Origin of the sequence: Streptomyces sp. Tue6028, assembly GCF_002300165.1 — a bacterium.
Taxonomy (GTDB): Bacteria; Actinomycetota; Actinomycetes; order Streptomycetales; family Streptomycetaceae; genus Streptomyces; species Streptomyces siamensis.
Genome location: NZ_MLCE01000031.1, coordinates 130602 through 155487 on the forward strand (window position 1 = coordinate 130602; position 24886 = coordinate 155487).

The following is a 24886-nucleotide window of genomic DNA, read 5'->3' on the forward strand; positions in this document are numbered from 1 at the left end:
GGTCCGGGGCGTCGTCCTCGGAGGGTGCCCGGGCGGGCGGCCGTCCCGCGGGCCGACCGGACTCGGGGCGTCTCGCTCCGGGGGTGACTGCCCCCAGGGCTTGTCGCTGTCGGTGGGTGACTGTCCTCAGGACGTCGTGCTCCGGTCCCGCCGTGCAGGGTCGCTCGGCGGGACCGCCCTCAGGGCATTCGGCGGGACCGGCCTCAGGACATGTGGTGCAGCAACGCGGCGACGGCCGGGGGTGCCTCCCCGCGCGGGCGCACCACCATGACCTTCCAGCTGGGCGCGTGCCGGTCGAAGCGGTGTGTGGCGAGGTCCGGGAACCGTGCCGCGATCGACGCCGGCATGATGCAGCCGCCCAGGTCGTTGCGGACGAGTTCGGACGCGGCGACGATGTCGTTGACCTCGAAGGTCGTCTCGCGCTCGACACCGGCGGCACGGAACGCCCGGTCCACGCAGAGCCGGATCGCCCAGCCGGGCGTGAAGTCCACGAGCGGCAGCCGGGCGGCCTCGGCGAGCGTCACCGTGCCGTCCGGGCCCTCCCCGGCGAGCGCCCGCCCGGATGCCGACACCAGGACCATCTCCTCGCGCGAGAGCAGCCGTGTCACCAGACCGCGCTGCTGCTGCCGGTCGAGCGCGACGACGGCCAGGTCCACCGAGCCCTCGCGCAGTGCCTGCCGGATGTCGGTGACGGCGGCCTGCCGCAGCCGGACCACCACGCCCGGATGTTCCGCGCGCAGTGCGGCCAGCGGACGGTGCAGTTCGGCCCATACGCCCTGCATGGTGCCGACGGTGATCCTGCCCCGCAGCTGTCCCCGGACCGCGTCGACCGCCGCCCGTGCCTGCTCGGCGGCCCGCAGCGCGGCGCGTGCCGCGGGGACGAAGGCCTCGCCCGCCGCGGTCAGCGACACCCGGTGCGTGGTGCGGTCGAACAGCTGGGTGCCGAGTTCACGCTCCAGCGCCCGCACCGTGCCGGACACGGCGGACTGCACCACGTGCAGGCGCTGCGCCGCCGCGGTGAAGCCGCCCTCCTCGGCCACCGCGACGGCGACCTCCATCTGCCGCAGGTCCATGTACGCTCCGCTCCCGGTCCCGAAGCCGCACCCCATCTCCGTCGGAGATGGGCTTGTGCATCGATTGTCGCAGGCCGCGATCACCAGCAGGCGGTCCGCCGGCCGTCCGCGGGCCGGTCGCCGGACCGGAGGACCGCTCGCCGGATCACCGTCCGGGTGGGTCCGGCGGGGGCTCAGGACCGTCGGCCGCCGTTGCGCATCTCCCGGGGGCTCAACCCGTAGCGCTGCCGGAACGCGGTGCTCAGGGCGCTCGCCGAGGAGAAGCCCGAGGCGTACGCGAGGTCGGTGATCGTCAGGTGTTCGCAGTCGCCGCACCGGAGGCGTTCGCGGACGAGCCGGAGCCGCTCCTCCCGGATCAGGTCGCGGGGAGTGGTGCCCGCCCGTTGCAGGGCCAGCTGGATCTGGCGCAGTGACCAGCCGAGCGCGCGGGCCATGGACGTACCCGTGAGGGCCGGGTCGGCCGCGTGGTCGCGGACGTAGCGGCGGACCATGGTCTCCACGTCGGACAGTTGCCCGGTCGCGTCGGGGCGGTCGTCGCCCGTGGCGAGCATGCACAGCAGCTCGACGATGCGGTCGGAGACGGCGTCGAACTGGGCGTCGGTGAGGACGTCGCGCTCGGCGTGCAGGTCGTTCAGCATGGAGCCGACGACCCGGCCGAGCCCCCTGGTCAGGTCGAGGCCGGTGGCCAGCGGTGACTTGCGGTTGAGGGGGCCGTCCACCTCGCGGGCGGGGATGGTGAGGATGTACGCCTGGGTGGTCGCGTCCTGGAGGCAGTCGAAGGGGGAGTCGAAGGAGACGAGTGTGCCGGTCCCCGGGGTGAGCCGTGCCTCCTGGCCGTCCTGCCGCAGGACGATCCCGCCGGTGAGCGGGAGGAGTAACCGGTAGTCCCCGTCGGGGTCCTCGCGGACCTGCCGCGCGGTCCTGCTGTACTCGATCTCGTCGGACCGGAACCTGACGAGCTGGTACTTCTCGGTCCGCTGACGGACGGTCTCGCCGCCGAAGTCGTCCGGGCGGGCGTACGCGAAGCCCATCCGGGACTGGTACGACCCGATGTGTTCGCTCCAGAAGTCGGCCCGCTCGCGTGGTGTCACCTCATGGGTCGACTGCGATTCCACGAGGTAGCTCTCCGCTGGCAGCGGCACCTCAACTCCAGTGCTTTTGGCGGTAGTTACTCGGCGTCAGCCTACTGCACACGCCCCGTGCGCATGACAGCAACTTCCTTGCGCGCCGGGGCAAGCGCGGGCGCCGCCGCGCGGCTACCGTCGTGCGCCGCGTCAACTCGCGCCCCACCCCTCACCCTTCCAACTCCTATGACTGCCACCCGTTCAACTCAGCTATGCATGCGGAGACTTGAGGATCCATGACCGAACGCCTACCGGAGGCAGCGTTCTGGTGCCTGGCCGTCGGCCTGCTCGCCGTCACCGTCCTGCTGCTCCGCCAGCGCGGCATCACCGCCCGGCAGCGCAGGCGGACCACCGAACTCGCGGACGGACTGCGGGCCCGCGAAGAGGAACTGCGTCATCTGGCCGCGGTCCGCCTCCCGGCCCTGGAGGACGCCCCGCACCAGGCGGGTCCCGCCGCCGGGCTGCTGGACGTCCGGCTGGCCGACACGGACTTCGCCAAGAGCCTCGACAGCGTCGTCGAGCGGTTCTCCGGCGCCGTGGAGCACGCGCAGTCCCGCGCCGACCAGTCCGCCAAGGCCGCCCTCAAGGCGTCGATGCGCTCGATCCAGGCCCTCGCCAACGAGCAGCAGGTGTCCATCTCCGAGATGCAGGACCGGCACGACCACCCCGACGTGCTGCGCGACCTGCTCGAGATCGACCACACCAACGCCCAGTTCGGCCGCCGCGCGCAGGCCATCGCCGTCCTGTGCGGCTCCTGGCCCGGACGGCAGCGCTCCACCTCCCCACTGATCGAGGTCGTCCGCGGGGCGACCTCCCGCATCCGCGACTACCGGCGCGTGCGGATCAACGGACAGGCGGACATCGCCGTCGAGAGCCGCGCGGTGGAGCCCGTGGTCCTCGCGGTCGCCGAACTGCTCGACAACGCGGCACGCCACTCGCAGCCCAACACGGCGGTCGAGGTCAACGTCCAGACGGTGCACAACGGTGCCTGCGTGGTCATCGACGACGCCGGCGTCGGCATGGACGGGCAGGCCACCGAGCACGCCGCCGCGCTGCTGACCGGCGGGCACGCCGTGGACGTCACCCGCCTCGACGACCCGCCCCAGTTCGGCTTCGCCGTCATCGGCGTGCTCGCCGCCCGGTACGGATTCAGCGTCTCGGTGGACACCCGGTCGCCGTACGGCGGTGTGCGCGCCGTGCTGTTCGTGCCCGCGGCGCTGCTGACCCACATGGACCCCGCGACGGTGGCGGCACCGCCGGCCGCCCCGACCCGCCGGTCGTCCCGGCCCGCCGGAACCGTCACGTCGCCGGAACCCGCTCCGGCCGCCCCGGCCCCCGCACAGGCCGGACCCGCCACCCCGACCGAGGCGGCGTCCGCCGCCACCCCTGCCCGTACGACAGCCCGTACGGCCGAGACCGCGGAGGCCACCACGGCCGGAGGACTGCCCAAGCGGCGCCGCCGCACCCCTCAGGCGCCGGTGACCGCGACCGCCGGGGAGCCGCCCGCCCCTCCGGCCGAGGAGGTCGGCGGCCGGACCGCCGAGGAGAACGCGCGGCGCATGGGCGCCTTCGCCCGCGGCACCCGCTTCGGCCGGTCCGCCCACGACGCGACCGCCGCCGAGGCCTCCCACCAAGCCCCCCACGAGAACGAAGGGAACACACAGGGATGATCGCCCCCATGACCAACGAGCTGGGGTGGATGCTCGACGAGGTCCTCAAGGTGCCGGAGGCGCGTCACGCGATCCTGCTGTCCGCCGACGGCATGCTCCGGGCGCACTCCGCGGACATCGGCCGGGACGACGCCGAACGGCTGGCCGCCGGCCTGTCGGGGGTGCAGTCGATCAGCCGCAGCACGGCCGAGTTCTGCGGCAGCCCGCACACCCCGTGGCGCCAGACCCTGATCGAGTTCGCCCACGGCTACGTCTTCCTCGTCGCCGCGGGGGAGGGAGCCTATCTCGCGGTGTCCACCACCGAGAACGTCGACATGGAAGCGGTCACCTACCGCATGCACAAGCTGGTCGACCGGCTCGGCAAGGAGCTGACCAGCCCGGCCCGGCAGGACACCGGCAGTCCCGCATGACACCCCGCCGCCGTCCCGGGGAGCGGCTCGTGCGGTCCTACGTCGTCACGGACGGCCGCTCCCACCCGTCCCGCAACACCCTCGACCTCGTCACGCTGCTGATCGCCGCCGACGATCTGCCCCTGACGGGACTGAGTCCCGAGAAGCGGGGGCTGATGGAGCTGTGCCGGCCCGGAGCGCTGTCGGTCGCCGAGGTGGCCGGGCATCTGGAGCTGCCGGTCAGCGTCACCAAGGTGCTGATCGCCGACCTGATCGACAGCGGTCACATCGTCACCCGCGCGCCGATCCCGTCGGCCCGCCCCTCCGACACCCGCATCCTCCAGGAGGTGCTCGATGGGCTCCGCGCCCGCCTCTGACGACGTCCGCCCCCGGTCGGGCGGCATGCATCTGCCGCCGACCGTGCAGACCGCGGTCAAGCTGCTGATCGTGGGCCACTTCGCCGTCGGCAAGACCACCTTCGTCGGTGCCCTGTCCGAGATACGGCCGCTGCGCACCGAGGAGGTCATGACCCAGGCCGGCGCGCTCGTCGACGACCTGGCCGGGACGCGCGACAAGACGACCACCACGGTCGCCCTCGACTTCGGCCGCCTCACCCTCAACGACGCCCTGGTCCTCTACCTGTTCGGCACACCCGGGCAGCAGCGCTTCACCGAGCTGTGGCAGGACATGACGCGCGGTGCGCTCGGCGCACTCGTCCTCGCCGACACCCGGCGCCTGGACCAGTCCTTCGAAGTCATGGGCGTGCTGGAGGAGTTGGGACTGCCCTACGCGGTGGCCCTGAACGAGTTCGACGACGCGCCCGAACACGGCCTGGACGAGGTGCGCGAGGCCCTCGACCTGCTGCCCTCGACCCCGCTCGTGCGCTGCGACGCGCGTGACCGGGTCTCCTCCACCGAGGCGCTGATCGCCCTCGTCGAATACCTGCTCACCCGCACCGGCGAACTGGAGCACGCGTGACCCCCGTACCACCGGAGTCCGTACCACCGCAGACCGTGCCGGAGGACGCCCCGGCGCCGCGGCCCGCACCGTCGCAGTCCGTGCCGCCGCCCGGCTGCCCGGCCCACGAACCCATGTACGGACCGGAGTTCGCGGCCGATCCGGGCGCCGTGTACCGCAGGCTCCGGGAGAACGGACCGACCGCCCCCGTCGAACTGGCGCCCGGCGTCCGGGCCACCCTCGTCACCGGGTACGAGGCCGCCCTGCACGTCCTGCGCAGCCCGGAGACCTTCTCCAAGGACCCCCGCCGCTGGCGCGACCTGGCCGACGGCACCGTCCCGATGGACAGCCCCGTCGTGCCGATGATGATGTACCGGCCGAACGCGCTGTTCACCGACGGTGAGGAGCACCGCCGGCTGCGCGGAGCGATCACGGACAGCCTGGCCCTGGTGGAGCCGAACACGCTGCGCGGATACGTGGAGCGCAGCGCCGACACGCTCATCGACCGGTTCGCCCCGCTCGGCACGGCGGATCTGCTCGGCGAGTACGCCCAGGTCCTGCCGCTGCTGGTGTTCAACCACCTCTTCGGCTGCCCCGCCGACTACGGGATCCGGCTGGTCGAGGGCATGTCCGGGATCTTCGACGGGGTGGACGCCGAGAAGGCGAACGAACTGCTCAGCACCACCCTGCTCGACCTCGTCACACTGAAGCGGGCGGAGCCCGGGCAGGACATGACGTCCTGGCTGATGGCGCACCCGGCCGCGCTCACCGACGAGGAGATGATCCACACCCTCGTCGTCCTGATGGGCGCCGGCACCGAGCCGCAGCAGAACCTCATCGCGAACAGCCTGCGGCTGCTGCTGTCCGACGACCGGTTCGCGGGCGACCTGTCCGGCGGCAGCCTCCCGGTGGAGGACGCCCTCGACGAGGTGCTGTGGTCCGACCCGCCGATGGCCAACTACGCCGTCCACTATCCCGTGCACGACGTCGTCTACGAGGGTGCGTCGCTGCGCGCCGGTGATCCGCTGGTGGTGAGTTTCGCCGCGGCCAACACGGACCCGGCACTGACGAGCGATCAGCGGGCGGGCAACCGCGCCCACCTGGCGTGGAGCGCGGGCCCGCACAACTGCCCGGCACAGAGTCCGGCGCGGCTGATCGCGGCGGTCGGCGTCGAGAAGCTCCTCGACCGCCTCCCCGATGTCGAACTCACGGTCCCGGCCGAGGAGTTGGTCTGGCGGCCCGGCCCCTTCCACCGCGCTCTCGCCGCACTGCCCGTCCGCTTCCCGCCCACGGCGGCGGTCACGGCGCCGGACGCCGAGCCGCAGCCGCACCCCGGCGCCCTTCCGCTGCCGGTGGCCCCGCCGCCCGCCGTCGTGCCCGAGCCGCCGAAGAGCGGCTGGGCACGCCTGCTGGCCTGGTGGCGCGGGGAGTGATCAGGAGATCCGTACGGGGAGGGACCGGTGGCCGTTGGAGATGAAGGACTCCACCGGCCGCAGTTCCTCCCCGGGAACGGCGAGGCACAGGTCCGGGAAGCGGGCGAAGAGCGCCGGGAGCGCGACCCGGGCCTCCATGCGGCCCAGCGGGGCACCGAGGCAGTGGTGCACCCCGTAGCCGAAGGCGAGGTGCTCCTTGTCGGCGCGGGTGACGTCGAAGCGGTCGGCGTCCTTCCCGTGGCGCTCGGGGTCGCGCCCGGCGGCGGCGTACGCGGCGAGGATGGCCTCGCCCTTGCCGATCACCAGACCGTCCGGGCCGCCGAACTCACTCATCGGCAGGTCGTCCACCGCGTAGCGCAGCGGCAGGCTGGCGACCGGCGCGTCCACGCGCAGCGTCTCCTCGACCACGTCGTCCCAGGAGGCCCGCCCCTCACGCACGGCGGCGAGCTCACCGGGGTGGGTGAGCAGGGCGTGCACGGCGTTGTCGATGAGGTTCACGGTCGTCTCGTGGCCCGCACTGATCATCAGCACCAGGGTGTCCAGCAGTTCCTGCTCGCTGAGCCGGGTGCCGTCGTCCTCGTCGCGTGCCGCGATCAGCCCGGTGGTCAGATCGTCGCCCGGTGACTCCCGCTTGGAGGCGACGAGTTCGGCCAGGACGACGTACAACCGCTCGTAGGCGGCGGTCATCTCGCCCGGGTCGGCGGAGGTGTCGAAAATGCGGTCCACCAGTTGCCGCAGCTCGGGCCCGCGTTCCTCGGGCAGCCCGAACAGCTCACTGATCACCTGGATGGGAAGCGGATAACAGAACTCCTCACGCAGGTCGACGACCTGGGAGTCGCGGCCGGCCTCCGCGATCCGGTCCAGCAGCTGCGCGGTGATCTCCTCGATCCGCGGCTGGAGCGCGGCCGTACGGCGCGCGGTGAACGCCTTGGAGACCAGGATGCGCAGACGTTTGTGCTCGCCGCCGTACGCGGTGAACATGTTCTGCACGGCGACCCAGGTGAACAGAGGCCAGTCCGGGGTGATCTCCCCGCCTGCGAACCGGGGCCAGTGCTGCCGGGCGTCCTTGGACACCCGCGGGTCGGTGAGCAGCTGCTTCAGCAGATCCGGGCTGCTCACCGCCCAGGCCTCGACACCACCGGGGAGCGCCACCAGGGTCACCGGTCCGCCGTCCCGGATGCGGGCGGCTTCCGAGTGAATGTCGCGGCCGGTCGCGTCTATCACTAAGGGGCTTGGATTTCCCACGGGGAGCCTCCCTGGCATTCGAACGTCATGACGGCAGGTCACGCTACGCGGGGGTACGGTTCCGCAGCGAGAGCGCCCGTCGCCCGGTGCGTACGAGGGCAACTTCCGTGCGCGTACCGACAAGTCGACCCGGAGCCGGGTCGACTTGTCGGGTTGCCCGGGCGCTGCCGGACCGCGGCGGGTCCGGAGGTCGCACGGGCTCGGGGATCACGCGTGCCTGCGTCGCAGCAGGCGGCGACGGCGGGGCTCCTGGTCCGGGAGCCAGCCGAAGGCGAGACAGCTGCCGACGGCTCCGAGGAGGAGGCCGACGAGGAAGCCGCCGAGGTTGGAGGTGAGCCAGGTGCCGAGGGAGAGCAGGATGCCGACCAGCGAGTAGAACAGGCGCTGGGCCGGGTTGAAGAGGATCAGCAGTCCGCACAGCACCATCAGGGTGGGCAGCAGGTAACCCGCCAGTCCCTGCATGCCGATGTGCAGGACGACCTTCAGAGAGGCCTTCTCGGTGAGCAGGATCTCCGCCCCGGCCAGGGTGAGCAGCAGACCGCCCCAGAAGGGGCGGTGCGCTCGCCACCGGCGGAATTCCGACCGCGGGTTCCGGGAGGACGTCATCAGCAACCCTGGTCGCTGAAGCGGAGCTTGAGCCCGGGCAGCTTGAACACGGCAGCGGTGGTCGCGTAGTTGGTCTGTCGTAGGTTCGCGATGTGCACGGTGTCGGCCTGCTGGCTGAAGACACCCTTGTTGCCCTGGACGCCGGCCTTGCTGAGCGTGCTGGCGTCGTTGCCGATCTCGATGTTGTCGAAGGCCGCGTCGCCCGACAGCTCCGTGGAGTCGGTGGTCAGGTTGGTCGCCTGCACCTTGTCCGCACCGCTGCCCGCGGTGATGAGCAGGTTCGTGCCGCCCAGGTCGACGCTCTGGCACAGCTTGGTGAGCGTCGCGTTCTTGATGGCGGAGGTCACGACGAGGACCTGGCCGCCGGTGTCGCCGGCGTTGGGGCTGTCCTCCGCCATGTTGTCGAGGTTGCCGAACTGCTCGAAGCCGGTGCCGTTCAGCTCGGTGGCGGTGACCGTGAACGGCATGCCGGAGATGGCGAACTGGACGCCGAGGGCGCCCTGCGCGGTGAGGATCATCAGTCCCGCGGCGATCGCGGTGGCAGGCACCGCCATCACCGCGGCGCGGCGCAGGCGGACCCGCCCACGTCTGTCCGGGCCCTCGGTCGCGGAACCGCTTTCCGAACTCTCGGGGGTGGAACCGTGGGACGCCGAGGCGTCCGAGGACGAGGCCATGTCTGCTCCCTGTGCACGTTCGATGCGGGTACGGGTTCAGTGGCACGTTGTCCTGGCGCGGACAGCGGCTGCGGCGCACGCCCCTCGCGCCTCCCGGCGGTCGCAAGGGCTTTCTCGTTACGCAGCAGTAGCCGTCGAGGAAGTTACCGGGGGTTACATTCATGGGTCAAGGCACTTGTGGGAAAAGCGTGGTGGTTGTGCCGTGGCTGTGAACGGAGACCGGCCAAAAGGTCGCTTCCACGCTCAACTTCCGTGCTGTGCCTTGACGTTGAGCGTTCACCAGGTCTACAACTCTGCCTTGATTCCCACGGACCCGTGGCGCCGGGTCCGCCGCGTGACGCGTGGGTCGCCTCCCGGACGCCGTCCTTCCACGGGCGGCGGTGACACCTCCGGACGCGCCGCGCCTCCTCGACCACTGCACCCCCCACCCCTGGCACCGGCACGGTCGCCTTCCCCCTGAGCCGTGCCGGCGCCCGGCTGTCGCTGCCGGTCCGTGACGTACGGAGAAGGCGTCACGGACCGGCGGCGGATTCCCGCGCGCAGGCGACGAGCCCGTTCGCGTCGCCCCCTAAGTCGCTCCACCCGCTCGCGTCGTCCCGTACGTCCGCGTCGCCCCGCGCTCGCGCGTCGTCCGCACGCTCGCGCCACCCCGTGTCGGCCCCGCGCTGCCGTGCCGCGGGCGCGTCGGCTCGTCGCCGCACCCCCGCACCCCCGCGCCCCATGCGCGGTCAGGCACTCACACCCCCCTCAGGAGAAGAGGCACCCCCCATGCGCACTCGATCCCTCCTCGCCGTCGCCGGCGTCGTCGCCGCCCTCACGGTGTCGGCGACCGTCCCCTCGTCCGCGGCCGACACCCCGGTGCTCACCACCGGCAGCGCGGGCGGAACCCCGGTCGCCGCCGGTGACGTCGTCAACGCGTCCCTGGCGAGCGGCACCACGGCCACGCTCTACTCCAGCAGCACCGGCACGAGCGGGGTCTCCTGCTCCTCGTCGACCTTCACCGCCACCGTCACCGACAACCCGGCGGCCCCCGGCATCGCGACCGAGTCGCTCACCGGGCACACCTTCGACAGCGCGAGCTGCAGCAGCAACGTCGTCGGGGTGCTCGGCGTCACCGGCATCACGGTCGACAACCTGCCCTACAGCACCACCGTCTCCTCCGACGGCGCCGTCGCCGTGGCGCCCGCCGCCGGTTCCAGCATCCAGACCACGGTCAAGCTGCGCACCCTGCTCGGCACCGTGACCTGCGTCTACCGGGCGGCGGGCCTGTCCGGTACGGCGAGCAACGCCGACAACAGCATCGCGTTCACCAACCAGCAGTTCACCAAGTTCTCCGGCTCGTCCCTGTGCTTCGCCAGCGGCTACTTCACCGCCAAGTACGCACCCGTGTCGGACACCAGCCAGGAGGGCGGCCCGACGGTCCACGTCAACTGACGGCCCGCCGAGCGCTCAGCGGCGGCGCCGCAGCGTGACGGCGACGCCCGCGGTGAGCAGCAGCGCCGCGGCTCCCCCGGCGGCCAGGGGGAGCGCGGCACTGTGGTCCGACGTGCTGTCGGCGGCGGGCTGGAGGTGATCCGGACCGGCCGCGCCGGCCGGTGACGTGGTCACCAGGGTCGGCGAACCGGACGCCGGCGCCGGCGAGTCGGCCGGCCGCGACGGAGCGGGCGGACGCTTCGACGGTGCGCCGGTCCGCCCGCTCTTGTCCGTGCTCGTGCCGCCCGCGCCGGCGGCGGGCTTCTTTGTGGGCGCCGGTGTCGCGCGACCGCCGGACAGCACCACGTCCGAGCACGAGTAATAGGTGTCCGTCGTGCTGGAGTTCTGCCAGATCGTGTACAGCATGTGCCGCCCGGTCCGGTCGGACGGCAGCTTCGCCCTGATGCGGTAGGCGCCGTCGACCAGAGCCGGGTCGGTGGCGGTGGCGAACGGCTTCTCGGGCAGGTCGGACCACTTCAGCGGCCGGGAGGGGTAGTAGCCCGGCTTCGAGAGGTACAGCTTGAACGTCCCGGTGTGCGGGATCGTCGAGCTGTAGCTGAGGGTGAGGCTCGCTCCGGACGTCAGACGGGTCGACGGCCAGTCCGTGCGGGCGAGGTCGAGGCCCTTGTAGGCGGGCAGGCCGCCACTGCACAGCTTCCCGTCGGGGATCACCTGCCGGTCCCGGCCGCCGACACCGGCCACCCGGAGGTTGTCCCAGGCGGTGAAGGGGGCCCCGTTCGCTGCGATCGCCGCCTTGCAGGCCGCGGTCCGCGTCATGCTCCCGCCCTCGGGGGAGCAGGCGACGACCCGGCTGACCGGGGACGTCGGTGCGCCGTGCGCCTGGGCGGGCCCCGCGGCCCAGGTGGCGAGGAGCAGTGGAGCCGTCACGGCGACAGCGGCCGCGACGGCGGTGCGGTGGGCGGTCATCCGGGGGTCTCCTCGATACGTCGGCGAAGCGGTCCGGCCACCGTGCGGGGCGTGCGGAGGGCACTCCTCACCCGGGGCACCATGAAGTACGGGACCGCGGAGCCGTGCGTTCAGCGGTGCGAGGGGCACGAAACGTACCCTTCCCGGCCAACGGCCCTGGATCGAGGGTCGATTACCGGTCACATCGAGGGTTTCCCCTGTATCCGCCTCACCTTCCGCCTGCCTATCGTTCGAGCACAGCCGCCCCACAGGAATCCCCTCGCCGGGTCGCTCGCGCATGGCCGGCCACCGCGCCGCTCTTCCGGATCCGCACCCCCCGCCGCTTCGACGACGAAGCGAATCGACCGCTGCTCCGCGGTACCCCACACCTTCCGGAGCCGGCCACGAAAGGCAAGCCCTTGCGTCCCTCCCCCTCACCCGACGCCTCCCGCGAGGCGCCGCGCGGCACCGGCCGGAAACTGGTGTCCGTCGCCGCGATATCCGCGGCACTGCTGGCCGTGACGACGAGCACGGTCGCCGCCGCCCAGACCCCCGACGCGCGATCCACCACCCTCGCGGCCGAGGCCACGCCCGCCGCACCGGCCGCCGCTCCGGCCGAGCGCCTCATCGTCGGGTACAAGTCCGGTGCCGCGGAGGCGACTTCGGACAAGGCCGCGGACGCCGACGCCGCGGCGAAGGGCAGGAAGGCGGGGGAGGACCTCGACTTCCGGCGCCGCCTGGGCACCGGGGCGGCCCTCGTGGACCTCGGCGCCGAGCCGGCGAAGGCGGACGTCGCCGACGTCATCGCGCAGTACCGGGCCGACCCGCAGGTCGCGTACGTCGTGCCGGACCGCCTCAACAAGCCCCAGGCCGACCCGAACGACACCGAGTACGCCAAGCAGTGGGATCTCTTCGAGGCCACCGCGGGCATGCGGGTTCCCGGCGCCTGGACCACGTCCACCGGCAGCGGGGTGACCGTCGCCGTCATCGACACCGGCTATGTCGCCCACTCCGACGTCGCCGCGAACGTCGTCGGCGGCTACGACTTCATCTCCGACCCGGCGGTTTCCGTCGACGGCGACGGCCGCGACAGCAACCCGGCCGACCCGGGCGACTGGTACGCGACGGACGAATGCGGTGCGGGCACCGGCTCCAGCGGCTCCTCCTGGCACGGCACGCACGTCGCCGGCACCATCGCCGCCGTCACCGGCAACGGCAAGGGCATCGCGGGCATCGCCTACCACGCGAAGATCTCCCCGCTGCGCGTGCTCGGCAAGTGCGGCGGCTACGACTCCGACATCATCGACGCCATCACCTGGGCCTCCGGCGGCACGGTGTCCGGCGTCCCGGCCAACAGCAACGTCGCCAAGGTCATCAACATGAGCCTGGGCGGCCCGGGTGCCTGCACCTCCGCCACCCAGAGCGCCATCGACGCGGCCGTGAACCGCGGGACGACCGTCGTCGTGGCCGCGGGCAACGACAACGACAACGCCTCCAAGTACTCCCCGGCGAGCTGCGGCAACGTCATCACGGTCGCCGCCACCGGCCGCACCGGCTCCCGCGCCTCGTACTCCAACTACGGCTCCGTCGTGGACATCGCGGCTCCGGGCGGCGAGATGAGCACCGGCACCGCCAACGGCATCCTGTCGACGCTCAACTCCGGCACGAAGACGCCGTCCACCGAGTCGTACGCGTACTACCAGGGCACCAGCATGGCCACCCCGCACGTCGTCGGCCTGGTCGCGCTCATGAAGTCGGCCGCCCCGGCCCTCACCCCGGCGCAGATCGAGACGGCCGTGAAGGCCAACGCGCGTGCCCTGCCCGGCACTTGCTCGGGCGGCTGCGGCGCCGGTCTCGCGGACGCGGCCAAGACCGTCCAGGCCGTGGCCGCCGGCGGTTCGACCGGCGGCACCACCTTCACCAGCGCCGACCCGGTGGCGATCCCGGACGCGGGCTCCGCCGTCGAGTCGCCGATCACCGTCAGCGGGCGCGGCGGCAACGCGCCCGCCGCCCTCAAGGTGGGCGTGGACATCACCCACACCTACCGCGGCGACCTGGTGATCGACCTCGTCGCGCCGGACGGTTCGACGTACCGGCTGAAGTCCTCCAGCAGCTCGGACTCCGCGGACGACGTCAGCGCGACGTACACCGTCGACGCCTCCGGCGAGGCCGCCGACGGCACCTGGAAACTCCGCGTCCAGGACGTGGCCGCCCAGGACACCGGCACGATCAACAGCTGGAAGCTGACCTTCTGACCCGGGTCACGCTGCTGATCTCCACGGGGGGAGGGGCCGGCCGACGCGCTCGCGTGTCGGCCGGCCCCTTCGGTCCGGCCGGTACGGTGAGCGGCATGCCCGCACCCGCCGAGCCCGCACCCTCCGGCCAGCCCGCCGAGTCCGTCCCGCCCGTGGTCGTCAGCAACGTCGTGGGGTCGTTCCCCTGGAGCGTGCTCGCCGAGCGGCACCCCGCGCTGATCCGCCAGGTGCGGGGCGCCTTCCCGTACGGTCCCGAACAGCACCGTGCCCTCGACGCCCTGCTCGCCGACTGCACCGAGGGCGTCGTCGAAACGCTCGGCCCCGAGGCCGCGGACCGGGACCAGTGGCTGGAATGGGGCCGGGGCCGGATCGGCCGGTCCTGGTTCGACGTGCCGTTCCTGTGGTCCGAGAGCTACTTCTACCGCCGGCTCCTGGAAGCCGTCGGATACTTCGCGCCGGGCCCCTGGCAGGGCATCGACCCGTTCCGGCCCTTCAAGCTCGCGGAGCTCGACACCGCGGAGGCCGACGAGGAGCTCGCCGCGCTCGACGAACTCGCCCCGCGGCCGGCCGAGGAACAGGAGGTGGCCCTGCTGCACGGCTCGCTGTGGGGCAACCGGGCCGACCTCGGCTTCCGCCTGGGCGTCGCCGCGGGAGACACGCCGACGGCGTCCCGGCTCGTCGCGGACGACGGCGACGCGCTGCGTTCCCTGCTCGACGGCGGCACCCTCTGCCTGGTCGCGGACAACGCGGGCCGCGAGCTCATCCCCGACCTGCTCCTCGTCGACCACCTCCTGCACCACGACCGCATCACACGGGCCGTCCTGCACGTCAAGCCGTACCCCTACTACGTCTCCGACGCAACGACCGCGGACACCGTCGACGCGCTGCGCCGCCTCGTCGACGCGAAGGGAGCGGCCGGCGAGGCCGGCCGACGGCTCTGGGCGGCGGCGGGCGACGGCCGCCTCACGGTCCGGGCCCACCCCTTCTTCTGCGCACCGCTGCCCTACGCCGACCTGCCCGAGGACCTCCGCCGTGAGTTCGCCGCGGCCGACCTGACCGTCCTGAAGGGCGACCTCAACTACCGCCGCCTCATCGGTGACCGGCTCTACCCCGCGACCACGCCCTTCGCGGTGGCGACGGCTCATTTCCCCGGCGCGGTGGCCGCACTGCGCACCCTCAAGTCCGACGTGGTCGTCGGGCTCGACGCCGGCACCGAGGCCGCGCTCGTCGCCGCCGAGGAGCAGCGCTGGCGCACCGGCGGCACGCACGCGCTGATCCAGGTCAGGCCCTGAGCGCGGACACTCCGCGGCGTTGACCTGATGCACAATCAAATCAGTTGCAGTGGCAGCGACTTGAGACCGTTGATGAAGTTCGAGACGAGACGCCGGGGAGGTCCCGCGGTGCCCAGCGAGGGCGCCGCGCGGAGCGTCTCCTCGTACAGCACCCGTAGTTGCAGCCGGGCGAAGTGGGCGCCGAGGCAGACGTGCGGGCCGTCGCCGAAGGAGACGTGCGGGTTCGGTGCCCGGCCGAGATCCAGCCGGTCCGGGTCGGCGAAGACGCGCTCGTCACGGTTGGCCGAGGCGTGGAAGACGACGACCTTGTCACCGGCCCGCAGGCGCCGTCCGGCCAGCTCGGTGTCCACGGCCGCCGTGCGGCGGAAGGTGAGCACCGGCGGATGCCAGCGCAGCAACTCGTCGACGGCCGTGTCCAATCCGACCTGCCCCGCGCGCAGTGCCGCGTACGCGTCCGGGTGTTCCGCCAGGGCCAGCAGGCCCCCCGGCGCCGCGCCCCGCACGGTGTCGTTGCCCGCGACGGTGAGCAGGAAGAAGAACATCTCCAGCTCCTCGGGGGCGAGTTCGGGGTCGGCCGCGAGCGTGGTCATCACATCGTCGGCGGGGTGGTTCTTCTTGAGCACGGCCAGCTGGCGGGCGTACTCGAACATGTCCCGCAGCATCGCCGGGGAACGCGGATCGATGGGCTTCCCGTCCGCGCCGACCGTCGTCGGGCCCGCCTCGTCCGGGTCCTGGTAGCCGATGACCCGCCGCGTCCAGTCCAGCAGCAGCCCCCGGTCCCGCACCGGCACGCCGAGCAGGTCCGACAGATTCAGCAGGGCGTAGTCGTCGGTGACCGCGCCGACGAGATCGCACGTGCCGTCGCCCGCGCGGGCCTCCTCGACCGCCCGCCCGAGCAGCGCACAGGCCCGCTCGCGGGCCACCGCCTCGAACTGCCCGACGCGGCGCGGGGTGAACGCCCGGCTCACCAGCCGCCTCAGCCGGCCGTGGTCCGGCGGGTCCTGATTGAGCATCATGCGCCGGATGAACGGCAGGTCGCCGGGGGCCGGATCGCGGATCTGGGTCGCCCCGAGACACGAGGAGTACGTCGCCGAGTCCTTGAGCACCCGCACCACGTCCGCGTGCCGGGTGACCGCCCAGAACCCGGGTCCCGCCGGCCAGCCGAGCACCTCGCGCTCCTCCTGCCAGGCGACGGGCACGTGATCGCGCAGCGCACGGTACGCGGCGTGGGGGACCCCGTCGGCGTACTGCCGGGGGTCGAAGACATCGGGTGGGTCCGGCAGGTGGGGCGTCCGAGGCGCATGTGATGCCTCCGCCGTGTCCCGCGGGGCCCGTGGTGTGGACGTCATACGACCACGGTGACCGGCCCGGTCCGGCGGCGGCAAGGGGCTCGCTGGACCTGCCGTGCTGCAGATCCGGGAGGCGGAGGGGCCGCCGCCCAGGGGATTCACGCGATGGTGTGATCATGTCCAGGCCCGCGGGTGTCCCCCGGAGGCCATGGGTAGGGCCCGGCCATGACGCAGCCGTTCCGACTCCCGCACTTCTACATGCCGTATCCCGCGCGGCTCAACCCGCACCTCGACGAGGCACGTGCCCACTCGGTCGGGTGGGCGCGGGACATGGGCATGCTGGAGGGCTCCGGCATCTGGGAGCAGTCCGACCTCGACGCCCACGACTACGGGCTGCTGTGCGCGTACACGCACCCCGACTGCGACGGGCCCGCGCTGTCCCTGATCACCGACTGGTACGTGTGGGTGTTCTTCTTCGACGACCACTTCCTGGACATGTTCAAGCGCACCCAGGACCGCGCGGCGGGCAAGGCCCACCTGGACCGCCTGCCGCTGTTCATGCCCCTGGACCTGTCGACGCCCGTGCCGGAACCGCGGAACCCGGTCGAGGCCGGGCTCGCCGACCTGTGGGCGCGCACGGTGCCGTCGATGTCGGCCGACTGGCGCCGCCGCTTCGCCGTCGCCACCGAGCATCTGCTGAACGAGTCGATGTGGGAGCTGTCCAACATCAACGAAGGGCGGGTCTCCAACCCCGTCGAGTACATCGAGATGCGCCGCAAGGTGGGCGGTGCGCCCTGGTCGGCGGGGCTCGTGGAGTACGCCACCGCCGAGGTCCCGGCGGCCGTCGCACGGACGCGGCCGCTCCGGGTGCTGACGGAGACGTTCTCCGACGCCGTGCACCTGCGCAACGACCTGTTCTCCTACCAGCGGGAGGTCGAGGACGAAGGCGAACTCAGCAACGGCGTGCTCGTCCTGGAGACCTTCTTCGGCTGCACCACCCAGGAGGCCGCCGAGACCGTCAACGACATCCTGACCTCCCGGCTCCACCAGTTCGAGCACAGCGCCCTCACCGAAGTGCCCGCGCTCGCCCTGGAGAAGGGGCTCACCCCGGGCGAGGTCGCGGCGGTGGCCGCGTACACCAAGGGCCTGCAGGACTGGCAGTCCGGCGGCCACGAATGGCACATGCGCTCCAGTCGCTACATGAACGAGGGGGCGACGTCCGGCGCGCCCTGGCAGGCCCCGACCGGCCCCGGCACCTCCGCCGCCGACGTGGGCGCGCTGCTGGCCGCCGTCGCCGCGGAACGCCTGCGCGCCTACTCCCACCTGCCGCACCAGCGTGTGGGCCCGTCGCTGCTGCCCGACTTCGCCATGCCGTTCGAGGTCGAGCTCTGCCCGCACCTCGACGCCGCCCGGGGCCGGCTGACGCCGTGGATGCACCGCATGGGCATGCTGGACGAGGGCGTCTGGGACGAGGACCGGCTCGCGGCCGCCGACCTCCCGCTGTGCGCGGCGGGGCTGGACCCCGACGCGACCGCCGAGGCCCTCGACCTCAGCTCCCAGTGGCTCGCCTGGGGCACGTACGCCGACGACTACTACACGCTCGTCTTCGGGCACCGCCGCGACCTGGCCGCCGCGCGCATGACCACCGAGCGCCTGTCCGCCTGCATGCCCCTGGCCGGTGAGGAGATGCCCGTCCCGGTCAACGGCATGGAGCACGGTCTCATCGACCTGTGGGCACGCACCACGGGCGGGATGACCCCCGAAGCGCGGCGGTCCCTGAAGGACGCGGTGGACGTCATGACGGCGAGCTGGCTGTGGGAGTTGTCCAACCAGATCCAGCACCGCGTCCCGGACCCGATCGACTATCTGGAGATGCGGCGCGCCACCTTCGGCTCCGACCTCACCCTGAGCCTGTGCCGGATGGGCCACGGCTCCGCCGTCCCGACGGAGGTGTACCGCAGCGGACCGGTCCGCTCCCTGGAGAACTCGGCCGTCGACTACGGCTGCCTGGTGAACGACGTCTTCTCGTACCAGAAGGAGATCGAGTACGAGGGCGAGATCCACAACGCCGTCTTCGTCGTGCAGAACTTCTTCGGCTGCGACTATCCGACCGCGCTCGGCGTGGTGGGCGATCTGCTGAACCAGCGCATGCGGCAGTTCGAGCACGTCGCCGCGCACGAACTGCCCGTCCTGTACGAGGACTTCGGCCTGTCGGAGGAAGCGCGCGAGATCATGGCGGGCTATGTCGCCGACCTGCAGAACTGGATGGCGGGCATCCTGAACTGGCACCGGAACGTCGACCGCTACAAGGCCGAGTACCTGGCGCGCCGTGCCCATGGCTTCCTCCCGGACCGGCCGCCCGCTCCGGCGCTCCCCGTCGGCTGAGACCGCGCATGCCGGACGGCTCCGGCGTGAGCGGGGGGCCCATTTCCCTGCCGGAGTGCCTGCAGGGGGCGGGCACCGGCCGGGACCGTCCCGCCCGGGGGCGCGGGGAACTGCGCGACCAGCCCCCACCGGCCCGCGGTCGCCTCGTATCCGTCGCCGTCCCCTGGTCGGGCGGTCTTGACCTGCGCTCGCCCGTGCGGGCCAGCTGTCGCCGGACGCGCGGTTCCTCGCGCCCCTGGGCGGGTGGGTTCGGGCCCTGCTCGCCTGTGCGGGTGGGGTGTTGTTGGGTGCGCGGTTCCTCGCGCCCCTGGCTGGGTGGGCTCGGGCCCTGCTCGCCTGTGCGGGCCGGGGTCAGGGCCGGCCGGGCGTCCTGCGTGCCGCCTCCTCGGCGGGCTGCCGCACGGCCGCGGCGCCGGCGGGCGAGAGCTCGTCGCGTATCGCGTCGCCGGCCGCGAGAACCGCGCGGGCCTCCTCGGGAAGATCCGCGTCGGCCAGGGCATGGGCGAGGGCGTAATGCTCCTCGGCGATGAACCGGCCGAGGTTGACGCCCTGCCAGTGCCGCAGCGAGTCGTCGCCCGGAGCCGCCAGGACCCCCCGGAGAACCCCCAGGGTGCTCACGGCTCTGTCGAGTCGCGCCGCCTCCCGCTCCAACCGGGCCTCGGTCAGCCGGGCCGAGACCTGGTTCCACGCCCGCTCCTGGAGCCGCGCGAACAGGCGCTGGGCGCGCAGCGCCTGGGGGAGGTCGCCGAGCCGCTCGAACCCCCGGGCGAGCGAGCCGAGCGGGGACGGGTCGAGGCGCGTCGGGGCGTCCGGCCGCCGCAGCATGTTCTGGTTCATCTCGATCTCGTCCAGGTGCCGGATCAGCGCCACCCGGGCGAGCTCCGTCAGGCCCTGGTCCAGGGCCAGTTCGGTCCAGGTGAACAGCGGTTCGTCGGCGGGGTCCGTGCCGAACAGGGACTCGTCGAGGTCCCGCGCCCAGGAGCGCAGTGCGGCGCCGTCCGCGTCCGGTTCGGGAATTCCGCCGAGCCCGCACCGGGTGTCGAAGTCGGTGTCGCGGACCTCGTGGAGGAGGGGCAGGTCCGCGGGGTCCCCGCGCAGGCCCACCAGTACGGCGGCCAGCCGCAGTTCGTCCGTCATCGAGGTCCGCGCCTCGTGCCGGAGGAGTCGCCGGAGCAGGCCGGTGTCATCGTCCGCGCGGTCGAACTGCGCGGCGCGCAGCGCGACCCGGCGCCGTACCGGATCCTCGGCCGGCGCGTCCTCGACCGTCTGCTCGCCCGCCCGCAGTCTTGCCAGGTCGGCGTGTCCGCGGGCCAGAGCGGCTTCCCACAGGGGTGGGCCGGGCAGCTCGTCCAGGAGGCGGTAGGCGAGGAGTTCCTCTCCGTGGATCAGCACGAAGTCGGGCTCGGTGCGCCGCAGCGCCGCGTACAGCATGCCGACGAGCTCGACCGGGGAACGCTCGGGGAAGCCCAGGGCGGCGCGCATTTCGGTCCGCTCGTCGTCGAAGCCGTAGCACTCGCGGAGCTCGTCCTCGGTCTCCGCGACCGCGGCCAGGATCTTCTCCGCGCCGTCCTGCGGCGACAGCCCGAGGTAGTCGTGCCAGCCGGGGAGGCCGACGAATATCTCCAGCGCTTCGTCGGCGCTCGACCCCACGATGCCCGAGCCGCCTTCCGAGTCCGCGTACAGCATCGAGCCGTCCGCGCACAGGAAGTAGGTGCCACCGGTGTCGTCCCCGGCCACCACCTCCAGAGGTCCGCCCGAGGCGAGACGGACCGGCTCGACATGGCCGTGGGCCGCGCGGCTCAGGTCGAAGCCGAAGGGGAACGCGGCCAGGCCGGCCAGGTGCGGGTCCTGCCGGAGCAGGCGCAGGGCGTTGTCGGTCATGTCACAGAAAGTAACAGCTGCCACTGACAAGGGGACTTGACCGGTGTGCGGCAAACGGGACTCGACCGTTGTGCGGCATCGGCACGCACCGCCGCGTGCCTGCCGGACTCCGTCACTCGGCACGTACCCGTGCGGCGTGCTCCACCGCGGCCCGTGCGAGCGCCCTGATCAGCGGGTGCGGGCGAGAACCGTCCCCGGACAGCTCCGGCTGGAACAGGGTGGCCAGGAAGAAGGGATGGCCCGGGAGTTCGGCGATCCGGACCTGGCCGTCCTGGTCGTGCCCGCTGAAGCGCAGCCCCCGCGCGCGCAGGGTGTCGAGATGGCGTGAGGGGCCGTACGAGCAGAAGTACCGTTCGACCGTCCGCTCCGCCCCGATCAGCGACTGCGCGAGCGAGCCCGGCTCGACGGTGACGGCGGCCTCGTGCCCCACGAGTGAGCACGCGAGCGGCTCGATCAGGAAGTCGTCCGCGTCAGGGTCGTTCTCGGCGTGCGCGACCCGGGTGAGGCCGCACACGTCGCGGGCGTACTCCAGGAGCGCGTGCTGGAAACCGCCGCACGTGCCGAGGAACGGGATGCCCTCCTCGCGAGCCGTCCGGATCGCCGTGAGCACCCCCGCCTCGCTGCGGTAGGGGCTCCCGGGAAGCACCCACACGGCGTCGAAGCCGTGTACGGCCGTCGCGTCCTCGGCGTCCTCGGAGGGGATCCAGTAGGCGTCCAGGACGATCCGGTCGCGTTCCGCGAGCGCGTCGAGCAGGAGCGGGACGCGGGTGTGCGAGACGACGGTGGGGGAGCGGTCCCCGACGAGGGCGATCCGGGCGCCGCGTGCCGTGCCGCCGCCGTTCGTGGCCGGGGCGTTCGTGGCCGGCCCGTTCACAGCCGTGCGCGCGGTGGCCGAGCCGTTCGTGGCCGGACCGTTCGTGGTGATGGCGCTCGCCGGGCCGTTCGTGGCCGTGCTGCTGTTCGTGGTCATGCGGTTCATCCTCGGCGCGCCGTCGAGTTCACGTCCAACGATGATTTCTGCACCCTCGATAAGCAACGCTGATACGGTGCGCCATCCTTGGCGGCATGGATCCGCATCTCCTGCGTACGTACGTCACCGTGGCGCGGCTCGCGTCCTTCTCGGAGGCCGCGCGCGAGCTCGGCTACACCCAGTCCGCGGTGTCCCAGCACATCGCGGCGCTGGAGCAGGACCTGGGCGCGCCGCTGCTCACCCGGCGGCCCGTCGCACCGACCGCGGCGGGCGAGCGGCTCCTCGAACACGCGGGCCCGCTGCTGCTGCGCCTGGACGCCGCCCGGGCCGACGTCGCACGGATGGCGGCCGCGCCCGAGCACGGTCTGACGCTCGCCGTGGCGCCGACCGCACTCGGGCCCCGTGTCGTCGCGGCGCTGCCCGCCGCGGGTGTGACCCTCAAGGTGCTGGCCCGCGAAGAGGTCCCGGCGGCCGTCGCCACCGGCGGCGCGGACCTGGGGCTCGTCGACGGACTCGCCGCGCCCAGCGACCCCCTGCGGCTGCCGGACGTGGCGCCGCTGACGACCCACGGGGCGGGCGAGGAGCCGGTCTGCGTCCTGCTGCCCGCGTCGCATCCACTGGCCCGGCGTACGGGGCTGCGACTGGGCGACCTGGTCGACGCCCGCTGGCTGGACGCCCCCGGCGCGGGTCTGCCGCTGGCCCACCTGCGCGCCGCGCACGGTGGTGCGGGCTTCCGCCCGGCCCTGCGCTACGAGGGCACCGATCTGTGCGCCCTCACCGCTCTGGCCGCCGCGGGGCACGGCCTGGTCCTGCTGCCGCGCGCGGCGGCCGTCGGCGTGCCCGGCACGGCGGCCGTGCCGCTGGTGGCTCCCCGGCTCGTGCACCGTACGGAGTTGGTGCACACCGGATCGCCGCGGGGAGCGGCGGCCGCGGTGGTGGACAAACTTCTCGAACGGCCCTGAAAGTCTCACTCGTTAGTGAATCGTCGCGCGCCGGCGCGCAGGGTAGAGCAAGAGCCGGAGGCGGTCCGTAGAGCAGTTGCCGGAGGCGATCCATGGAACAGACCGCGTTGCGTCCCAAGCCGATGCCCGGTCAGGAGCCGGGCGGTGGCCGCCCGTCCGGCGTCGGTCGGCGACCGCATGCCGCACGACGCCGCGGCAGGCGTCTGATGACTCTGCTGTTCAGCCTGTTCGTCGGCGTGGTGCTGGTCCTGTCGGGGGTCGGGCTCGGCACCGTGGGCGCCACGGTGATCGGCATGAGCAGACTGGCGGCCCTCCAGCAGAAGGCGGGCGGGGCGGCGGGACCCGGGCCGTCCGTGCCGCCGGGCGCCTCCGGGCGCGTCTCCGGTCCGGCCGCCCCCGGCGGTTCCAAGTCGGCGTCGGCGGGCGGCGGGACGGCTCCGGTGACGGAGTCCGCGCGGGCCACGCTGGGCGTCGAGGCCGTCGACGCCCCGAAGGGCGGGGGCGCGCTCGTCGTCGCCGTCCACGTCCCCGGGCCGGGGTACACCGCGGGCCTGGTGCGCGGTGACGTCCTGCTCGCCCTCGGGGAGAGCCGTATCGGTTCGGCGGCGGACCTCGCGCACGCGGTCGCCGCCGCGCGCCCGGGCGCGTCCGTCACCCTCTCCGTCCGCCACGCGAACGGGTCCCGACGCCAACTGTCCACGGTCCCGGGCGTCGTGACCTGATTCCGGCCCCGGCTCACGCGACCCTGAAGTGGCTCGTCAACCGCCCTTCGTCGTCGAGCACATGGAACGCGAACCCGGGCGGGGCGTCCCGGTCCGCGGCCCCCTCGCCCTCCCAGGGCAGCCGCAGTGTCCAGGTCACACCGGGGCCGACGACGAGCGGCCGTCCCGCGAAGGCGGTGGCCGCCGGCGTGTGCGCGTGTCCGGTGATCAGTCCGACGATCTCCGGCCTGCGCTCCAGCAGCCGGGCGAGGGCGCCCGGCTCGCGCAGCCGGTAGGCGTCCGGCAGCGGGTGGTGCAGGGCGACCGGCGGGTGGTGGAAGGCGAGGAGCGCGGGCAGGCCGCCGTCCAGGTCGTCGAGCGTCGCCTCGATCCAGGCGTACGTCTCCTCGTCGAACTCGCCCTCGTCCCGGCCCGGGATGCTGGAGTCGCACATGAGCACGGCCGCGTCGTCGAAGACGTGGAGGCTGTTGACCGGGCCGTCTCCGGCGGGCCCGCCGAGCAGGGCCTTGCGGTAGGGCGCGCGGCTGTCGTGGTTGCCCGGGCAGGTGAGGACGGGGAACGGGGCCGTGTCCGGGTCGCGCAGTCCCAGCAGACGGGCCGCCTCCTCGTACTCCGCCTCCGCGCCGTGGTCCGCGATGTCTCCCGTCACCAGGAGCGCGTCCACCCGCCCCGCGAGCCCCCAGAGCCGGTCGCGCACCTGCTCGGCCCGCTCCGTCGCCCGCTCGGTCCCGTCCAAGTGAAGGTCGCTGATGTGCGCCAGCACGAGCATGCCGTCCCCCGTCCCCGTGATTGAGGCCTCGAAGCCCCGAGTTCGTGTAATGGAACAACGACATCTAAGCATTAGGGCTAATGGCAAGGCAATGCCCGGACGTTAGAGGAAGGTCGGGCGAGGTCCGTGCGGAAAAGTGCTGGCCGCCCCGCGGGCGCTGCGTCACCATGGCCGCATGCTGAGCACCCTTCTCGCCTTCCTCGGCGCCTGCACGCTGATCGCGGCGTCCCCCGGACCCAGCACCGTGCTGATCATCAAGCAGTCGTTGCGCAGCCGGCGGTCCGGTTTCCTGACCGTCCTCGGCAACGAGACGGGGGTGTTCGTCTGGGGCGTCGTCGCCGCCTTCGGCCTCTCCGCGCTGCTCGCCGCCTCCGAGGTGGCGTACGGCGTCATGCGCGTCGTCGGCGCCGTCGTCCTCGTCGGCTTCGGCATCCAGACGCTGCGGCAGGCGCGCCGCTCCAAGGACGCCCCGGACGGCGCCGGCTGGGAGGGCACGGAGCGGAGCGGCTGGGCCTCCTACCGGGGCGGACTGCTGCTCAACCTCGCCAACCCCAAGGCGGCCGTCTTCGCGATGTCCTTCCTGCCGCAGTTCGTGCCCGAAGGAGCCCCGCACCTGCCCACCATGGTCGGCCTCGCCGCGCTCTGGGCGGTCTACGAGGTCGGCTACTACGGCCTGTACGTGTGGTTCGTCGGGCGGATGAAGGCCGTGCTGTCCAGGACCGGCGTGCGGCGGCGTCTGGAACAGGTCTCGGGCGGCGTCCTGCTCCTCCTGGGTGCGCGTCTCGCCCTGGAGAGCTGACACGAAGGCACC

Annotated in this window: 22 protein-coding genes; 12 read left to right on the forward strand and 10 right to left on the reverse strand. The window is 72.8% G+C overall.

Annotated features, from left to right (window positions below; genetic code table 11):
• Nucleotides 1-203: 203 nt before the first annotated feature.
• Both BKI49_RS29200 and BKI49_RS29205 read right to left on the reverse strand, forming a co-directional pair.
• Nucleotides 204-1073 carry a LysR family transcriptional regulator gene (locus BKI49_RS29200; RefSeq protein WP_095937255.1) on the reverse strand — a complete coding sequence of 290 codons (870 nt, stop codon included), beginning with the start codon at nucleotides 1071-1073 and terminating at the stop codon, nucleotides 204-206.
• Nucleotides 1074-1246: 173 nt separating this feature from the next.
• The gene (locus BKI49_RS29205; protein WP_095937431.1) at nucleotides 1247-2209 is read right to left on the reverse strand and encodes an AraC family transcriptional regulator; all 963 of its coding nucleotides are present in this window, start codon (nucleotides 2207-2209) and stop codon (nucleotides 1247-1249) included.
• A 224-nt stretch (nucleotides 2210-2433) separates the two neighbouring features.
• Between BKI49_RS29205 and BKI49_RS29210 the strand changes: the two genes are divergently transcribed.
• The 5 genes from BKI49_RS29210 (at nucleotide 2434) to BKI49_RS29230 (ending at nucleotide 6646) form a co-directional block, all read left to right on the forward strand.
• Entirely contained in the window at nucleotides 2434-3867 is a 1434-nt protein-coding gene (locus BKI49_RS29210; protein ID WP_095937256.1) for an ATP-binding protein, read from the forward strand.
• Nucleotides 3864-4277, forward strand: a complete 414-nt coding sequence (locus BKI49_RS29215; RefSeq protein WP_028800745.1) for a roadblock/LC7 domain-containing protein — start codon at nucleotides 3864-3866, stop codon at nucleotides 4275-4277. The genes BKI49_RS29210 and BKI49_RS29215 overlap by 4 nt, the downstream gene beginning before the upstream one ends.
• On the forward strand, nucleotides 4274-4633 hold the full coding sequence (locus tag BKI49_RS29220) for a DUF742 domain-containing protein (RefSeq protein ID WP_095937257.1): 360 nt from the start codon (nucleotides 4274-4276) through the stop codon (nucleotides 4631-4633). Before BKI49_RS29215 ends, BKI49_RS29220 begins: the two co-directional genes overlap by 4 nt.
• Nucleotides 4611-5234 carry a GTP-binding protein gene (locus BKI49_RS29225; protein ID WP_095937258.1) on the forward strand — a complete coding sequence of 208 codons (624 nt, stop codon included), beginning with the start codon at nucleotides 4611-4613 and terminating at the stop codon, nucleotides 5232-5234. Before BKI49_RS29220 ends, BKI49_RS29225 begins: the two co-directional genes overlap by 23 nt.
• 113 nt (nucleotides 5235-5347) lie before the next feature.
• On the forward strand, nucleotides 5348-6646 hold the full coding sequence (locus BKI49_RS29230) for a cytochrome P450 (protein WP_095937432.1): 1299 nt from the start codon (nucleotides 5348-5350) through the stop codon (nucleotides 6644-6646).
• Here the strand turns inward: BKI49_RS29230 and BKI49_RS29235 are convergent, their stop codons facing one another.
• The 3 genes from BKI49_RS29235 to BKI49_RS29245 form a co-directional block, all read right to left on the reverse strand.
• A complete protein-coding gene (locus BKI49_RS29235) occupies nucleotides 6647-7891 on the reverse strand; it encodes a cytochrome P450 family protein (protein WP_095937259.1) in 1245 nt (414 codons plus the stop codon).
• A gap of 207 nt (nucleotides 7892-8098) precedes the next feature.
• Nucleotides 8099-8497, reverse strand: coding sequence for a DUF6114 domain-containing protein (locus BKI49_RS29240; RefSeq protein ID WP_095937260.1), 399 nt, complete (start codon nucleotides 8495-8497; stop codon nucleotides 8099-8101).
• Nucleotides 8497-9171 (reverse strand): DUF6230 family protein, encoded by a 675-nt coding sequence (locus BKI49_RS29245; RefSeq protein WP_095937261.1) that lies wholly within the window; start codon nucleotides 9169-9171, stop codon nucleotides 8497-8499. Before BKI49_RS29245 ends, BKI49_RS29240 begins: the two co-directional genes overlap by 1 nt.
• 768 nt (nucleotides 9172-9939) lie before the next feature.
• Here BKI49_RS29245 and BKI49_RS29250 point away from each other — a divergent pair.
• Nucleotides 9940-10605 carry a Tat pathway signal sequence domain protein gene (locus tag BKI49_RS29250; RefSeq protein WP_095937262.1) on the forward strand — a complete coding sequence of 222 codons (666 nt, stop codon included), beginning with the start codon at nucleotides 9940-9942 and terminating at the stop codon, nucleotides 10603-10605.
• A gap of 15 nt (nucleotides 10606-10620) precedes the next feature.
• On the opposite strand, the gene BKI49_RS29255 is transcribed toward BKI49_RS29250, so the two are convergent.
• Nucleotides 10621-11571, reverse strand: coding sequence for a lytic polysaccharide monooxygenase auxiliary activity family 9 protein (locus tag BKI49_RS29255; protein WP_095937263.1), 951 nt, complete (start codon nucleotides 11569-11571; stop codon nucleotides 10621-10623).
• A 398-nt stretch (nucleotides 11572-11969) separates the two neighbouring features.
• Here BKI49_RS29255 and BKI49_RS29260 point away from each other — a divergent pair, with 398 nt between their 5' ends.
• Both BKI49_RS29260 and BKI49_RS29265 read left to right on the forward strand, forming a co-directional pair.
• Nucleotides 11970-13805, forward strand: a complete 1836-nt coding sequence (locus BKI49_RS29260; protein ID WP_095937264.1) for a S8 family peptidase — start codon at nucleotides 11970-11972, stop codon at nucleotides 13803-13805.
• A 95-nt stretch (nucleotides 13806-13900) separates the two neighbouring features.
• Nucleotides 13901-15097 carry a damage-control phosphatase ARMT1 family protein gene (locus BKI49_RS29265; protein ID WP_095937433.1) on the forward strand — a complete coding sequence of 399 codons (1197 nt, stop codon included), beginning with the start codon at nucleotides 13901-13903 and terminating at the stop codon, nucleotides 15095-15097.
• Nucleotides 15098-15132: 35 nt separating this feature from the next.
• Here BKI49_RS29265 and BKI49_RS29270 read toward each other — a convergent pair whose 3' ends face one another.
• On the reverse strand, nucleotides 15133-16446 hold the full coding sequence (locus BKI49_RS29270; RefSeq protein WP_095937265.1) for a cytochrome P450: 1314 nt from the start codon (nucleotides 16444-16446) through the stop codon (nucleotides 15133-15135).
• Nucleotides 16447-16611: 165 nt separating this feature from the next.
• On the opposite strand from BKI49_RS29270, the gene cyc2 reads away from it, so the two are divergent.
• On the forward strand, nucleotides 16612-18771 hold the full coding sequence (gene cyc2 / locus BKI49_RS29275; RefSeq protein ID WP_095937266.1) for a germacradienol/geosmin synthase Cyc2: 2160 nt from the start codon (nucleotides 16612-16614) through the stop codon (nucleotides 18769-18771).
• A gap of 351 nt (nucleotides 18772-19122) precedes the next feature.
• Here the strand turns inward: cyc2 and BKI49_RS29280 are convergent, their stop codons facing one another.
• On the reverse strand, nucleotides 19123-20652 hold the full coding sequence (locus tag BKI49_RS29280; RefSeq protein ID WP_095937267.1) for a hypothetical protein: 1530 nt from the start codon (nucleotides 20650-20652) through the stop codon (nucleotides 19123-19125).
• Between the two features lie 112 nt (nucleotides 20653-20764).
• Nucleotides 20765-21622, reverse strand: a complete 858-nt coding sequence (locus tag BKI49_RS29285) for a CTP synthase C-terminal region-related (seleno)protein (RefSeq protein ID WP_095937268.1) — start codon at nucleotides 21620-21622, stop codon at nucleotides 20765-20767.
• 95 nt (nucleotides 21623-21717) lie between these two features.
• Here BKI49_RS29285 and BKI49_RS29290 point away from each other — a divergent pair, with 95 nt between their 5' ends.
• Both BKI49_RS29290 and BKI49_RS29295 read left to right on the forward strand, forming a co-directional pair.
• A complete protein-coding gene (locus tag BKI49_RS29290) occupies nucleotides 21718-22584 on the forward strand; it encodes a LysR family transcriptional regulator (RefSeq protein ID WP_095937269.1) in 867 nt (288 codons plus the stop codon).
• 92 nt (nucleotides 22585-22676) lie between these two features.
• Nucleotides 22677-23306, forward strand: coding sequence for a PDZ domain-containing protein (locus tag BKI49_RS29295; RefSeq protein ID WP_095937270.1), 630 nt, complete (start codon nucleotides 22677-22679; stop codon nucleotides 23304-23306).
• 13 nt (nucleotides 23307-23319) lie between these two features.
• Here the strand turns inward: BKI49_RS29295 and BKI49_RS29300 are convergent, their stop codons facing one another.
• Nucleotides 23320-24075, reverse strand: a complete 756-nt coding sequence (locus BKI49_RS29300) for a metallophosphoesterase (RefSeq protein ID WP_095937271.1) — start codon at nucleotides 24073-24075, stop codon at nucleotides 23320-23322.
• A 175-nt stretch (nucleotides 24076-24250) separates the two neighbouring features.
• Between BKI49_RS29300 and BKI49_RS29305 the strand changes: the two genes are divergently transcribed.
• Complete coding sequence (locus tag BKI49_RS29305; protein WP_095937434.1) at nucleotides 24251-24874, forward strand: LysE family translocator; 624 nt, start codon at nucleotides 24251-24253, stop codon at nucleotides 24872-24874.
• The last annotated feature ends 12 nt before the right edge of the window (nucleotides 24875-24886 follow it).